Source organism: Streptomyces sp. NPDC048507, assembly GCF_043199995.1.
Classification (GTDB): domain Bacteria; phylum Actinomycetota; class Actinomycetes; order Streptomycetales; family Streptomycetaceae; genus Streptomyces.
This window is the reverse complement of sequence record NZ_JBICWZ010000002.1, coordinates 138,142-152,122: the sequence shown is the minus strand read 5'-3', so window position 1 is coordinate 152,122 and position 13,981 is coordinate 138,142. Positions and strand designations below refer to the sequence as shown.

General features: G+C 76.0%; 11 protein-coding genes. 5 read left to right on the top strand and 6 right to left on the bottom strand.

Going from position 1 to position 13,981, the window contains the following annotated elements; genetic code table 11:
- Positions 1-8: 8 nt before the first annotated feature.
- The 4 genes from ACGFXC_RS05825 to ACGFXC_RS05810 all read right to left on the bottom strand — a co-directional run bounded on the left by ACGFXC_RS05825 (position 9) and on the right by ACGFXC_RS05810 (position 6,789).
- A complete protein-coding gene (locus ACGFXC_RS05825) occupies positions 9-1,931 on the bottom strand; it encodes a TOMM precursor leader peptide-binding protein (protein ID WP_393709884.1) in 1,923 nt (640 codons plus the stop codon).
- Positions 1,928-3,751 carry a hypothetical protein gene (locus ACGFXC_RS05820; protein ID WP_393709882.1) on the bottom strand — a complete coding sequence of 608 codons (1,824 nt, stop codon included), beginning with the start codon at positions 3,749-3,751 and terminating at the stop codon, positions 1,928-1,930. Before ACGFXC_RS05820 ends, ACGFXC_RS05825 begins: the two co-directional genes overlap by 4 nt.
- On the bottom strand, positions 3,748-6,450 hold the full coding sequence (locus ACGFXC_RS05815) for a lantibiotic dehydratase (protein WP_393709880.1): 2,703 nt from the start codon (positions 6,448-6,450) through the stop codon (positions 3,748-3,750). Before ACGFXC_RS05815 ends, ACGFXC_RS05820 begins: the two co-directional genes overlap by 4 nt.
- Positions 6,451-6,594: 144 nt before the next feature.
- Positions 6,595-6,789, bottom strand: a complete 195-nt coding sequence (locus ACGFXC_RS05810) for a hypothetical protein (RefSeq protein ID WP_393709878.1) — start codon at positions 6,787-6,789, stop codon at positions 6,595-6,597.
- A 362-nt stretch (positions 6,790-7,151) separates the two neighbouring features.
- Here ACGFXC_RS05810 and ACGFXC_RS05805 point away from each other — a divergent pair, with 362 nt between their 5' ends.
- Complete coding sequence (locus ACGFXC_RS05805) at positions 7,152-7,967, top strand: VanZ family protein (RefSeq protein ID WP_393709876.1); 816 nt, start codon at positions 7,152-7,154, stop codon at positions 7,965-7,967.
- Position 7,968: 1 nt separating this feature from the next.
- Here the strand turns inward: ACGFXC_RS05805 and ACGFXC_RS05800 are convergent, their stop codons facing one another.
- A complete protein-coding gene (locus ACGFXC_RS05800; RefSeq protein ID WP_393709874.1) occupies positions 7,969-8,988 on the bottom strand; it encodes an alpha/beta hydrolase in 1,020 nt (339 codons plus the stop codon).
- A 242-nt stretch (positions 8,989-9,230) separates the two neighbouring features.
- On the opposite strand from ACGFXC_RS05800, the gene ACGFXC_RS05795 reads away from it, so the two are divergent.
- Genes ACGFXC_RS05795 through ACGFXC_RS05780 form a run of 4 tightly spaced genes read left to right on the top strand, consistent with a single transcriptional unit; the run spans position 9,231 to position 13,130 of the window.
- Positions 9,231-9,716, top strand: a complete 486-nt coding sequence (locus tag ACGFXC_RS05795) for a hypothetical protein (RefSeq protein ID WP_393709872.1) — start codon at positions 9,231-9,233, stop codon at positions 9,714-9,716.
- A gap of 36 nt (positions 9,717-9,752) precedes the next feature.
- Entirely contained in the window at positions 9,753-10,310 is a 558-nt protein-coding gene (locus ACGFXC_RS05790) for a hypothetical protein (RefSeq protein ID WP_393709870.1), read from the top strand.
- A gap of 13 nt (positions 10,311-10,323) precedes the next feature.
- A complete protein-coding gene (locus tag ACGFXC_RS05785) occupies positions 10,324-11,547 on the top strand; it encodes an MAB_1171c family putative transporter (RefSeq protein WP_393709868.1) in 1,224 nt (407 codons plus the stop codon).
- A complete protein-coding gene (locus tag ACGFXC_RS05780) occupies positions 11,544-13,130 on the top strand; it encodes an amidase family protein (protein WP_393709866.1) in 1,587 nt (528 codons plus the stop codon). Before ACGFXC_RS05785 ends, ACGFXC_RS05780 begins: the two co-directional genes overlap by 4 nt.
- A 237-nt stretch (positions 13,131-13,367) precedes the next feature.
- Here ACGFXC_RS05780 and ACGFXC_RS05775 read toward each other — a convergent pair whose 3' ends face one another.
- A complete protein-coding gene (locus ACGFXC_RS05775; RefSeq protein ID WP_393709864.1) occupies positions 13,368-13,691 on the bottom strand; it encodes a putative quinol monooxygenase in 324 nt (107 codons plus the stop codon).
- Positions 13,692-13,981: the final 290 nt, after the last annotated feature.

Here is a 13,981-nt window from a genome sequence, read left to right as displayed (position 1 = left end):
GCGGCTCCTCAGGGGAAGGGGTGCGGATGGAGCGCGAGTTCGTCGTGCCGCAGCGGCCCCGGGGCCCGGCCCAGCCGGTGCGGGACCTCCAGGAGCCTGGCCAGCCCCCGGGTCCGGCGGTTGACGTGTCCGAACGTCATCGGCAGCGCCCCCGGCACCACGGCCTTGGCCGTGTGCAGACCGAGCCTCCGGCGCACGCCCGGATCGTCCTGGCCGACCACGATCACCTCCAGGCCGGCGCCCGCCAGCCGCCGCACCGTCGTGCCGAGCAGCCCGGCCAGGTCCGCCACCGGCTCCGGCGCCCCCGGCCAGACCTCCCGCCAGGGCGTCGGCCGGTCGTCGCCGAACAGGAAGTCCAGCCGCGGCCGGGCCTGCGGAAGGCCGTACAGCGCGGTGTGGTCGCCGAGCGTGCGGACCAGTTCGGGCTGCTCCAGCATGGGCCGCAGCCGGCGGGGGTCGCAGACCCCGGGCTCCGCCCGCAGCCGCTGGGCGGCGTTGAACACGTTCGTCACCGCTTCCACCACCGCCGAGCGGATCGCGACGCGCGGGTCGTGGTGGGCCCCGGCCGCCACGAACACCTGCGGCGCCGCCGACCGCGGATCACCGTGGCGGACGACCACGACGACCGCCGGGACGCCGAAGTCGTTCGTGGCGTCCAGCAGGGTCAGTTCGTAGCCCGCCAGCTCCGCCCGGTCGGCCAGGTGCATCACTTCGAGGTCGTCCTCGGGCAGCGCGACCCGGCGCAACGGGGTCCGCGCGTACCAGGCCATCAGGAACGCGTCCCGCTCGGCGACCTCGAACAGCCCGTACAGGGCCGCCTCTTCGGGGCTGTTGCCGAGCCCGCAGCCGCTGGAGCACTCGTAGACCACGCGCGGCCGCCCCGGGCTCGGATCCCAGTAGGCGACGTGCTCGGGCACGGCGACGCTGCGGGCGCCGGTCAGCGACCAGCCGTACACCCAGTCGAGCTCCAGCTCCGGCGCGTAGGGCACGGTCGGGGAGGCCGGATGGCCGTGGTGGGCGGGATCGGGCAGCCCCAGCCGCTCCGGGTCCACCGCCCGCTCCGGCCCCAACGCGGCGTAGGAGGAGCGCAGTACGGTGCGCCGCCCGTGCGGGCTCATCCCGGTGAGCCGCTCGACGCCCTCGAAGAGGGCCACCCGTTCGCTGCTGTCGTAGTCGCCCGAGCGGCCGTACCCGCCGTCCGGCAGGCTCCGGCCGAGGGTGACGTACGCGCTGGTGAGGCTGTGCACGGAGTCCTCGGTCCGCACCACCCGGCCCACCGGGCCGAACCGCTCGTCGTACAGCTCGGCGCGCAGGGCGGCCCGGTCCGTACGGCCGCCCGGGCCGCGCAGCACCAGCGGGTCCGGCAGCGGCCGCCCCGCCCACCGGGGGCGGGCCGCGCCGGGGTCGTCGTCGGGCAGGGGCAGGCACACGGCGCAGCCGCCGACCGGCCGCAGGACGTGGTCCGACCAGGTGGCGCGGCCGTTGTGCACCACGCGCACCGCCGCCCCGGCGTCCGCCGCCGGGGCGGGCGCGGCGGCCAGCCCGGCGGCCAGCGCCGCGACGGCGTCCGCCAGCGCGGGGGAGGGGCGCCCCGCCAGCCGCAGTCCGGGGCTGTGCCACGGGACGCGGCCGCCGATGGTGGCGAGCCTGCGGTACTCCGAGCAGGACAGGCAGCCCACGGCGCCCGGCCGCAGCACCGGGCCGACCACCGTCAGCGCGCCGTCCCCGCGCACCGGGACCAGGGTCACCGGGTGCCGCAGGGCGTGCCGCGACAGCTCGGCGGCGGTCTCCAGGTCCCAGTCGTCCAGGACCACCACGGCCCGGCCCGTCGTGGTCCCGAGGGCGCCGGGGGCGTCGAGGACGGTCTGGCCGAGCGCGGCCAGGGCCGCACCGAGGGGCGTACGGGTGCCGGGTGGCGCCGACGGGGTCACCGCGGCCCCCCTTCCGTGTCGCGATCGTGTGGCGTGAGGTCCGTGAGGACCGTGAAACCGCATCCGCGGAGCGCGGCGAACACGCCACGGGCCCCGGGGTCCGGGGGCTCCCAGGGGGCGGTGCGCAGGCCGGTCAGCTCCAGCAGGGTGGCGTGCAGGGCCGCTTCGCGTGTGGCGAGCGCCGCCCACCAGCCGGCCGTCCAGCTCTCGTCCTCCCAGGGCGCCGGGACCGTTCCCGCCGCGGCCAGCGGAGCCGACTCCCCTCCGGGTGACGTGATGTGACGGACCGTCGGATCGAGCTGCCGAGCCCGTACGCGGACCAGCGCGGCCAGCGCCGCGAAGGCGGCCGCGTCCCCCGCGGTGGCCTCCACCGCCCGCCCGAGCAGCCGCCCGGGCACGGCGCCCCCGCGCACCTCGGCCCGGTAGGCCGTACCCGCCGCGTCCAGCGGGGTCACGCCGAGCTCCGCGCGGACCCCGAGGCGCCGGGTCAGCACCCCCCACCAGTGCCGGGCCTGCGGATGCCCGCCCATGTACCCGGACCGCGGCGCGGGCCCCGCCGACGGCGGGGGAAGCCGCAGCGCGGCCCGCCGCAGCGCCCGCCCCAGGGCGTGGCCGGGACCCGCCCCGACCACGACGGGCCCGGCCCGCCGCGCCGCCCCCTCCGCCCCGCAGCTCAGTTCGGCCGCCCGGCACAGCGCGTCGAGCCGGGCCAGGTCGGCCCGGACGGCGCCCGCCGTCAGCAGGCCGCCGCCCGGCGCCGCACAGCCCGCCAGTGCCACCGGCAGCTGGGGCAGGCTCCCGGTCAGCGGCGGCGTCAGCACCCCGAGCCGTTCGTCGCCCAGCGCGGCCACTCCGGCCAGGGCCTCCGCGAGCGTGCCGGGCGCGGCCGCCGGCGCGGCGGCCCCCCGCGGCCAGGGGTGGTAGGCCGCGGTCAACGGCCGGTCCCCGGCGACCAGCACCGTGGGAAACACCGGCAGCGCCCCCGGATCGCCCGCATCGCTCGCATCGCCCGCGCCGTCCTGCCCCGGATCCCGCCCCGGATCGAGGCCCGGATCGGGAAGTCCCGCCAGCGCGCACAGCAGCCGCTGCGCCGCCGCGCCCGCCACCAGGGCGGCCAGCGCCGGGTCCGGCTCCGCCCCCGGCCCGGCGGCCCCGTCCCGGCCGAGCCGGTCGGCGAGCGCGGCCGTGTCCGCCTCGGCCCGCGCCGGGCTGCCGACCGGGGTGACGAACGCGCCGCCGGGCCGGACGGCCGCGCCGACCGCCCGCTCGGTGCCGTCGGCCCCGGCGGCCCGCAGCAACACCCGCTCCCCGGGGCCCCCGTCGGCGCGGACGGCGACGGCGGTGACCCCGGCGCGCACCAGGGCCCGTACGACCGCCGGGGCCAGGGCGCCCTCCCGGCCGGCCGCCCGCACCTCCACCCGGGTGGCGGCGAGCGCCGCGGCCGCCCCGGCGGGGTGCTCCGCGACCGAGAGGAGCCAGTCGGCCGCCGGCGTGCCCATGGCCGGAGCCCGGTCCTCGACCAGCATCCCGTGCGCGTGCAACTGCCCGATGAGCGTGCACAGCGCGCCCCGCAGCGGCGTACCCGTCCCCGTACGGGCGGCGAGGTCCGCCGCGCCGCCCGTGCGCAGGGCCTCCTCCACCATCCGCCAGAGCGCCGGCAGCGCCGGGCTGCCCTCCAGGGTGACGCTCGTGCTCCACCCCCGCAGGTGCAGGCCCGCGCCGAGCGGGCTCGCGGTCACGGAGGGCCGCAGCCGCCAGTGCCGCAGCGACTCCAGGGCGTCGGGCTCCCCGGGCGCGCCGGGCGGCGGGGTGCCGGTCACGGGGCGCTCCCCGCCCGGTAGGTCTCCACCACGGCTTCGACGGCGCGCGTCGGCCGCTCCCGTCCACCGGGGGCGGGCAGGGCCTCCTCCAGCACCACGCCGTCCGGGTGGCGGGAGAGCCACTTGTCGAGGCAGCGCAGGTGCAGGGCGTTGCCGAGGTCGACGAGCTGCGGCTTCGGGGGCGCGGACCGGTCCGGCTCCGGCTCCCGCTCCCGTTCCCGCTCCCGCGCCCCGCCGGACTCCGTCGCGGCGCCGAGCGGCGCGTGCAGGAACACCTGGTCGGGTACGCCCAGCAGGGCCCGCCAGCGCGCCGCGGTCCCGTACGGCACCTCGGCGTCGGCCGCCAGCTCCGCGCGCAGGGCGGCCACCGTGGCGGCGGCCAGCTTCCAGCGGCGCCGGCGCAGTACGACGTGCCGGTACCGCAGCCGGGGGGTGCGCACCAGCGGGCCGCCGGGCACCTGCGTGACCAGCCGGGGCACGAGCGAGGCGAAGGAGACGACCCCCTCCGGATGGTCGTGCACCAGGGGAGCGCCCCGCGTGGTCAGCACCCCGCTCACCAGCAGGCCGGGGTAGAAGACGTCCAGTGCCCCGCCCGTGCCGCACGGCCGCAGGCGCACCTGGTCGGTGGCCTCGTCGTGGAAGAGCTCCAGATCGCCGTCGCCGACCGGTTCCCGGCCCGGCGGGGACCCGGCCGCCGGGCCGGATTCCTCCGCGACCACCTCGTCCGGCATGAAGCGCGGTTGCAGGTTGGCGTTGAAGCCCTGGACCGGACGGAACTGCACCGGCCGGCCCGCCGGTCCCGCAGCCCGGCCGACCTCCCGCGCGAGCGATCCGGCGGCCCGGGCGTCGAGCAGTCCGAGGAACCGGCTCCCGACCCGCCCCCAGCCGCCGTATACGTGGTTGAGGACCAACAGGTCCTGCTGCGCGTCGCGTTGCAGGAAGTGGGCGTAGGACAGCGGCCGCGCCGCGGCCCAGCCGGGCAGCCGCGCCGTGAACTCGCCCACCAGTTCCGGCGGGAGCACCACATCGGCGTCCGCGTCCGCCCGGGACCGCGCCAGCTCCCGCACCTGCTCCTCGAACTCGCTCCGCAGGCCCACGAGTTCGGCCGCACGCGTGGGCAGCGGCGCCGTACCGGGGTCGTCCAGCGGGCGGAACGCGTCCCGGACGGTGTCCTCCCACGCCGCGACCGTCTCCCTGCCGAAGTCCCAGACCGGACGGCAGACGCCGCCCGGGCCGTAGCGCGCCACGAACCGGTCGCGCAGGGCCCGGCGTACGAGGTGTCCGAGGTCGAACAGTTCGGCCAGGGCGCCGACTTCGCGCAGCGCCTCGTGGTCGGCGGGGTCCAGCAGCCCGTCGGCGGCCACCGGGCGGCGGGCCACCACGTCCTCCGTGAGCACCGGCGGCACCCCGCTCCGCCCGCCGGGCAGCGGACGCCCGGCCGCGGCCAGCAGGGCCGCCCACCGCTCGCGCAGGCCGGCCAGCAGTACGGTGCGCTCGCGCGGGTCGGCCGCGCCGAACTTCCGCGTGGCGTCGGCGATCTCGTCGAGCCGGGCCGCCAGGGCGGCATCCCCGTGCGTCGCGTCCGCGTCCGCGCCCTCGCGCAGCCAGCCGGCGAGCCGGCCCAGCGGATCGTCGTCCTGTGCTCCGACGGGCGGTACGGGGACCAGCAGACCGGCGTCCACCAGCTGCTCCACGTACGCGAGCGCGGCCGGACGGTCCTGCGGGGCGGCGAGCGCGGCGGCGAGTTCCCCCGGTGTCGCGGGCGTCCGGCACAGCTGCGCCACCCGTTCCAGCGGTGCGCTCGCCACGACCTCGACCTCGTCCTCGTCGGTGAGCACGAAGCGGCCGACGGCGGAGATGCCCCGGGTGCGGACGAAGGTGGCCCGGCCCCCGGCGGTACGGGCCGCACTCGTCATCCGGTGCGGCAGCCGCGCCCGCCTGCGCGGGTCGGCGAGCAGCGCCTCGCACAGCGCGGCGACCAGACTCCGGCTGGTGCGCACGGTGTTGCCGGTCGGGCCCAGCAGGTCCCCGTCCCCCCACCCGGGCCGCCCGGCGTCCTCGGGCGCGGCGGCGGGCCCGGCGGGGAGCGGCACCCAGCCGACCGCCGTGAACCAGGACACCGGAGTGCTGCGGGTGGCGGCGCGGACGGCGTGCCGCAGGACCCCGGGCTCCTCCTTGCGGGCGCGCCGGCCCGTCGCCCCGGCCCCCGCCCGCTCGACGGCGGCCAGCAGGTCGGCGCTGGTCGCGGAAGCGGCGAGGGCGAGGGCGGGCTCGCGGCACAGGGCGTACAGGGCCTCGCGTTCGGCGGCCAGCGCCCGAGGCGCCGATCCGGCGACCACGGCCCGTCCGGCGGCCAGCCGCCCGCGCAGCTCCAGCCACTCCCGCAGCGCCGGTACCCGCCCGGGCAGGTCGCCGAGGGCGTCGAGCAGTGCGGGCCGGGGCTCGCGCCCGTTGTGCAGGGCCCGGCGCAGCGGGAGCACCACGTCTCGGTGGAAGGAGTCGTGGTGGCCGCCCCGGCTCTCGTACAGGGCGTCGGTGAGGCGCGGCAGGAGACGGGCCGACGCCCCCTCCAGCAGCGTCAGTTCGGCCAGCCCGTGCCGGAAGGCGGCCGCGTCGGGCGACTGCGCGGGCAGGCTCAGCGTCGTCGCGCGCACCAGCGCGTACGGGGCGGTGCGCGCGGCGGGAGCAGGGGGTGTCATGGCGTCCCGGTCCTTCCGGCTCGGCCTGTGCGGGAGTGGGGGCAGGAGGCGGAGCGCCCGTTCCGGCGTCCCGCACGGGGTGCCGGAACGGGCTTCTCAGCGGGCCGGGCCCTTCAGCGGGCCGGGCTTCTCAACGCGCCGGGCTCAGACGACGCCCGGAAGGTGGGGCTGCTGGTGGCTGCACTGACAGGCGGTGGCGGTGGGGATGCCACAGGTGGAGGTGGAGGATGCGGCCGCGAGGGCCGAAACACCCGCGGTGTCGCGCATCGAGGTGACGGTGATGCCACCGAGGTCCAGGTCGTGGGCCTCGAAGGACGTGGCCGCGTCGAAATCTGCCATGAGAACTCCCCAGGATGTGGGACGACTTGTGATGGCCGGATCTGTGTGACGGACAAGCGAGCGCAACGGTAGCTCCCGGGGCGATCGGGGCGCAGCGGACGCTTTTCGACATTCCGACGTCGCTCCATTTGGAATCGAGGAACTTGACCGAAACGCAGCACAACGGCACCGCGGAGGAGGGGAGTCCACCGGCACTCCGGCACGGCTCCGGCGCTTTCCGGCCACCCTGGCGCCGAACCGGCCCTGGTTGCCCGGGCCGTGACGCCCCCGCGCGGACCGTGTGGAGGCCCCGTCCCGGGGTACACGTGCAGCCCCGGGGCGCACGCCCCGCCGGAACCGGAACGCCGCCGAGGGAGTGACCCGTGGACGAGCGAAAGACCTCCGCCCCCGCCGTGACCAGGCGTCCCGCCTGGCTGAGCGGGCTACGGAAGGAGCTGGGCGGGCTACGGAAGGACCCGACGGCGCCGCGCGCGCAGCGGCGGTCCGCGCCGCCGTCCCCCGGGACCGCGGCGCGGCGCCCGGACCCGGCGCCGCCCCGGCCCCCGGTCCCGCCGCACACCCCGCTCCCCGCGTCGCCCGCGGCGTCCCCGTCCCGCCCCGTGTGGTGGCGCCGGCGGACGGCGCCGGCCCCGGCCGCCGAGCCCGTACGGCCGGCCCGGCCCGCCCATCCGGTCGTCCGGGCCCTCGCGATGCTCGCCGCGTTCGCCGGCACGGTCCTGTTCAGCATCGCCCTGGCCCGCGTCACCCTGGAGCCGTCCGCGGCCTCCGCCGCGCTCGTGCACAGCAACGTCCACCCCGGGGCGTCGATCAACGCCTACCTCGACGGCGCGTCCGTGAAGGACGCCGTCAAACAGCTCGGCGGCAACCTGCTGCTCGGTGTCCCCTTCGGGATCCTGCTGCCCGTCCTCGTGCCGCAGACCCGGGGCCTGCTGCGGGTTGCGCTGACCACCGCCGTCGTGATGACCCTGGTGGAGCTGGTCCAGGGGGCGCTCGTCACGGGGCGGGCCTTCGATGTGGACGACGTCATCCTCAACACGTCCGGCGCGCTCCTCGGCTACCTCTTCCTCGGCCGCCGTGCGAGCCGCGCCGTCCACCCGCGCCGCCACCACTGGTGGCAGCGCCGGCCCCGCCCGGCCCCCGCCCTGCCGTCCGCGGCGGCCGGCGAACCGGCACCGTGACTCACGGGGCGGGCACGGGCCCGGTCATCCGCTTGCTGATCCACTCCAGGGGGCCCTGGAACAGCCCGTCGGCGTACTTGTAGCCGTCGTGCCCGGCATTGGGGATGATGTGCAGATCGGTCTCGATCGGGCCCTTGCCGATCTTCTCCTTGAAGGCCTTCACCTTCGCCCCCTCCTCCTTGTCGCCGAGCAGGAACGACAGGTGGACCTTCGGGCCGCCCCGCTTGACGAGCGCCTCCGCCAGCCGGGCCGGGTCGTTGGCGAGCCGCTGCTCCTCGAAGCCCTTCCAGAACGGCGAGTCGGGGGCGGTGTCGGGGCCGCCCGCGACCGCCGTGCTGAACCGCTCGGGGTACTGGAGCACCATCTTCATGCCGACGTAGCCGCCCGCCGAGGACCCGAAGAACCCCCACCCCTTCGGGTCCTTGTAGGTGCGGAAGTTCTCGCGCGCCAGGTCCGGCACGTCGTCTGACATCCACGTGCCCATCTTCGGCTGGTTGGGGATGTCACTGCCGTCCCAGTACTGGTCCAGCTTGGCGTTCAGCACCGGCATCATCACGATGAACGGCAGCGACTTGCCCTCTTCGACCTGCTGGGCGATCCGCTCCTGGAGCTTGAAGTCGGAGCCGAACCAGTAGTTCGTCGGGTAGCCCGAGGCGCCCGGCAGCGCCGTCAGCACCGGGAACGCGCTGTTCTGGTACTTCTTCTCCTTGTACTGCTTGGGCACCCAGGCCCACACCCGGCCCTCAAAGCCCGACTTCGGGCCCTTGAGCGTGGTCCACATGACCTGCGTGCCGTCGCTCAGCTCGCGCTGCAGGTTCCACTTGCGGACGTTCGTGGGCATCTGGACGTTGCCCGGGGCGGACGGCGTCGCGCTCGCTCCACCCGCTCCGCCCTTCGACGGCTTCGCGGGAGCCTTGCCGTCGAACGACGCCTCCGTCGGGCCGCCGGAGCACCCGGACACCGCCAGGGACGCGGCCAGCAGGAAGGCGGCGGGCACCAGAACCTTGGAACGGGACTTCACTCGATGACTCCAAACCCCAACAATGTCGCCAAAACCGTCGTGCGACAGGGAAGAGGCGATTCGCCGCCGGGCGGTTCCCCGCGGCGGCGACGGCCCGGGGTGATCAACACCACGCCGTCCCCGCCGAGCGTCCCCCGCCTCCCGGCACCCCACCGGGCTTCCGGATGCCGGACCGTCAACTATAGTTACGCGGCATGGCGTCAACTATAGTTACGCCTGCGGACAGGGAGCAGCGCGCAGTGATGGAATCGGAAGGCAACCCCGACGGACCGGACGCACCACGACCGGGTCCCGTCCCGGTCCCGGGACCGGGTGCCGCCTTCAGCGACCGCCTCAACTTCCTGTTCGACCGGGTGCGCCCGCCGGGAGCGGAGGAATACACCAACGCACACGTGGCCCGCACCATCTCCTCCTACGGCGACGACAGTTACACCCGCTCCCACATCAGCTACCTGCGCGCGGGCAAGCGGACGCCGACCATCACCATGGTGCCCCTCCTCGCCCGGTTCTTCGGTGTGGAGGCCGCCTACTTCGTCGAGGACGAGGTCACGCGGAAGATCGCGACCCAGTTCGAGATCCTGCGCAGGCTCAAGGAGAACGGGGTCGAGCAGATCGCGCTGCGCGCCATGGGCGTCTCCGCCGCGGGCCAGCGCAAGGTCCTGGCCGCCCTCGAAGCCGTGCGCAAGGAGGAAGGCCTGCCCGCCGATCCCGAACGGGACCTGCCGTGAGCGGTGTCCGGCCCCACGCCGAGAGGAGGAGGCTCCATGTGGTTCAGCCGTCGTGACCGCGGCGCCCGCCGGGGCGCCGACCGCGCGGCCGACGAAGCCGAACGGCGCAGCCGGGAGTTCGTGGACGGCCTCGACCTGCCCGCCGTCGACAGCGTCCTGGACCTCGTCCCCTTCATGGAGGAGCGCCTGGACCGCTCGATCCGGCTCATGCCCTTCGCCTCGGACCCGGCCGATCCCGATTCCCTGGACGCCGCCTCGCCCTGCGGGCTGTGGCTCGCCACGGGCGACACGGACTACGTCTTCTACGACACCGCCATCAGCCGGGCCCACGCCGAGATCATCGTCGGCCACGAGTTCGGCCACATGCTCAGGCACCACCGCGGCGGCACCCCCCTCGCGAACGGCGACCTCGGCGGCCTGATCACCGACATCGACCCCGCCACCGTCCAGCTCGTCCTCGGCCGCACCCGCTACAACGAGCCCGAGGAGTTCGAGGCCGAACTCCTCGGATCCCTCCTGCAAGAACGTCTCGGCACCTCCCGCGCCACGGACCACCGGGAAGCCGACCCCATCACCCGCACCCTGCTGCGCTGACCGGACGGGAACCGTGAAAGACATCCTTCACCCCCTGTGCCTGGCCATCGCCGGCACCGGCTTCCTCATCCTGCTGCGCGACCTGCTCAAGGGCCGCCGCGACCCGGCCCTGGTCGCCCTGGCGTTCACCTACGGCTTCTCCGCGATCAGCTACGCCGTCTCCCTCACCCCCGTCTGGGTGCACGTCGACGGCGCCCTCGGCGTCCCCAACATCGTCGTGCCGATAGCCCAGGGCTGTGTGATCGTCGTCTTCGCCCTCCAGGCCACCGTCCTCGCGCACTGGGCGAAACCGCCCGCCGAGGCCCGCCGCCGCAGCCGCCTGCTGCTCGTCGCGGCCGCCGGGGTCATCGCCGCCATGGCGCTGCTGTTCGTCCTGCTCACCCCGGCCACCACCCGGCCCACCGACTTCTCCCTCTACTACGCGCACGACCCCTTCTTCCAGGCCTACGTCCTGCTCTACTTCGGCACCTACAGCGCCGCCGAGGTCTACCTCGCCCGGTCCTGCTGGACGTACGCCCGCAGCGCCACCAACCGCTCCATCGCCTTCAGCCTGCGCCTGGTCACCATCGGAGCCGTCATCACCCTCGGCTACAGCGGCATCCGCATCGCCGCCGTCGTCGGCGCCGAGACCGGCTTCGGCGTCGACGGCCTGGGCGGCTTCGCCTGGGCGTGCGGGGACATCGGAGCCACCCTCACCCAGATCGGCTACCTCATCCCCACCCTCGCCCGGCGCACCGCCGGCGCCCTCGACTGGAGCACCGCGCACCTGCGCCACCGCCGCCTCGCCCCGCTGTGGTCCGCACTCGACCGGGCCGACCCCGGCATCACCCTGCGCCGCCCCGCCCGCCAGGGCCGCGACCTGCTGCGGGGCCGCAGTGCCCACTTCCCGCTGCTGCGCCGCCGCGTCGAGATCCGCCAGGGCCAGAAGCTGATGCGCCGCTACCTCGACCCCGCGGCCCGGGACCGCGCCGAGGAGCTGCGCCGGGCCGAGGGCCTCACCGGCGCCGCGCTCGTCGCCGCCGTCACCGCCGACCAGATCGCCGCCGCCCTCGTGCGGCACCGGGCGGACGAACCCGTCGCCGTCCCCGCCGAGTACGCCGACGCGGAACTGGAACTGGCCACCACCGAGGACGAGCTGCTCCACCTCCAGCGCGTCGCCTCCTACTTCACCCCGCCCACCCCCGAGCGCCGCGACGCACCCGCCCCCCGCGGCACCACCTCAGGAGCCCGTTCGTGATCCTCCGACGCACCCTGATCGTCGCCTGCACGGCCGTCGCCGCGGCCTTCGCCATGGCCACCACGCCCGCGGCCGCCCGTTCAGGCTCGGGCTCCGGCCCGGCCGGCGGCACGGCGAAGCCCCCGGGCGAGGGCCTGCACCTGGCGCCGGCCCGCGAACAGCTCGCCGCGCTGCGCCGGCGCACCATCACCAGCCGCGCCCTGCTGGAGCAGTACCTCCGCCACATCGAGCGGGCCAACCCGGCCCTCGGCGCCGTCGTCACCCTCGACGCCGCCGGCGCCCGCGCGGCCGCCGACGCCGCCGACCGCCACCTCGCCGCCACCGGCACACCGCTCGGCGCCCTGCACGGCCTGCCCCTCACCCTCAAGGACGCCCTCGAAACCGAGGGCCTGCTCACCACCTGCGGCTCCCCGGACCTCGCCGGACACGTCCCCGGCCGAGACGCGGACAGCGTGGCGCTCCTGCGCGCGGCCGGCGCCGTCGTCGTCGGCAAGACCAACGTCCCCGTCATGTGCCAGGACATCCAGACCTCGAACCCGCTCTTCGGCCGCACGAAGAACCCGTACGACGACACCAGGACCGCGGGCGGCTCCTCCGGCGGACCGGCCGCCGCCGTCGCCGCGGGCCTCAGCGCCCTCGAAGTCGGCTCCGACCTCGCCGGCTCGCTGCGCCTCCCGGCCGCCTACTGCGGGGTGTACGCCCTGCGCACCAGTGGCGGGATCGTCCCCACCCGCGGCCACGTTCCCCGCCCGCCCGGCTGGCTCACCAGCTCCGACATGCTCAGCATCGGCCCGATCGCCCGCGACGCGGAGGACCTCGACCTCCTCCTGGAGGTGCTCGCCGCGCCCGCCCCCGCCGACGCCCCCGCCTGGCGGATCGACCTCCCGGCGCCCGGGCGCCGGCGCCTCGCCGACTACCGCGTCGGCCTGTGGCAGGACGACCCGTACTGCCACGTCGACGAGGACACCCGCCGGCTCCTGGACAAGGTGGCCGGAGTCCTGCGGTCGGCCGGCGCCACCGTCGACGGTGCCACCCGGCCCGTGCGCCTCGCCGAGAGCGACGTGCTCTTCCAGCGCCTGATGTACGCGACGGCCGGCGCCACCGCGACCGACGCCGGGTTCGCCGACGACATCGCGGCCGCCGACAAGACCCCGGCCGACGCCCCCGGCGGACTCTTCCTGCACGCGCGCACCATGCGGCACCGGGACTGGCTGCGCGCGAACGAGGACCGCGAGCAGCTCCGCGGCCGGTGGGCCGACTACTTCGCCACCCACGACGTCCTGATCACCCCGGCGACCCCGACGGCGGCCGTCCCCGACCAGACCGGCGTACCGCTACCCAGCCGGTTCATCACCGTCGACGGGGAGAAGCGCTCGTACTTCGACCAGACGGCGTGGCTCAACCTGGCCGGCCCCGCCCGGCTCCCGGCGCTCGTCATGCCGGCCGGCCGGACCGCCGCGGGGCTGCCGCTGGCCGTCCAGATCATCGGCCCCCACCTGGCCGACCGCACGGTCATCGACGTGGCCAAGCACCTCGCGCGGGAGCTTCCCCGGCCCGTGCGACCGCCCGCGTTCACCGCGTGACCGGGCGCCCCTGACCGGGCCCGTTCTGCCTCCACGGGGGTGGGGCGGGGCGGGCCCGTACGACGGAGGGGCCCCGGGTGATCCCGGGGCCCCTCCGCCCACCGCGCGAAGCCGCGCGCAGGAAGCATGAAGGGCCCGGATACCGACGGGGGATGCGGTACCCGGGCCCTGCGGTCATCTTAGCCATACGGACGGCCGGCGTGGCCGGGGGGACCGATACGGGACTATCGCTTCGGGTCAGTCGACCTGGAGCTCGCCCATCCGGCTCCAGCCCGTGGCGCCCTGGATGGTGGTGCTGACGATCTCGGGCGTACGTGTGACCAGCGGGCGCATGGTCTCCAGGGCGGCGCGGAAGTGAGCGGAGGTCACGTGCGCCTCCGCCGCGTCGTCCTGGAAGGCCTCGACGAGCACGTAGGTGTCGGCCTCCTCCAGGCTGCGCGACCATTCGAACCACAGGTTCCCGGGCTCGGCCCGGGTGGCGCGGGTGAACTCCGCGACCTTCGCGGGCCATTGGTCGACGCATTCGGGCTTGACGGCGAATTTCACCACAATGAAGATCATTCAGCCATTGTATGCACAGGTGGATGATGACGATTCGGACACCGTGCGCCACGCGGGCCCCCGCAGAATCGTTGTGCCCGCATGAAGGAGACGAGGTTCGCCGCTCCGGCGACAACAGGGGTACCGCGGCCGGCGGGGGAGCCCCAGGCGCAGTCCGGCACACCGATCTACGACCGCCTCGTACGGGAGTGGGCGCGCGCGGGGCGTGCCGTGCCCACCCGTCAGGCCCCGGCGGGCCGCCATCGCGGGTCCGAGCACGACCGGTTCGGGCGGGCCTGACCACGCCCGCG

What these genes read in the sequence shown, in the direction of transcription:
- ACGFXC_RS05795 (WP_393709872.1), top strand. Translation starts at nt 9,231, where the DNA reads ATGGAATCGGAAGGCAACCCCGACGGACCGGACGCACCACGACCGGGT.
- ACGFXC_RS05790 (WP_393709870.1), top strand. Translation starts at nt 9,753, where the DNA reads ATGTGGTTCAGCCGTCGTGACCGCGGCGCCCGCCGGGGCGCCGACCGC.
- ACGFXC_RS05810 (WP_393709878.1), bottom strand. Translation starts at nt 6,789, where the DNA reads ATGGCAGATTTCGACGCGGCCACGTCCTTCGAGGCCCACGACCTGGAC.
- ACGFXC_RS05815 (WP_393709880.1), bottom strand. Translation starts at nt 6,450, where the DNA reads ATGACACCCCCTGCTCCCGCCGCGCGCACCGCCCCGTACGCGCTGGTG.
- ACGFXC_RS05775 (WP_393709864.1), bottom strand. Translation starts at nt 13,691, where the DNA reads ATGATCTTCATTGTGGTGAAATTCGCCGTCAAGCCCGAATGCGTCGAC.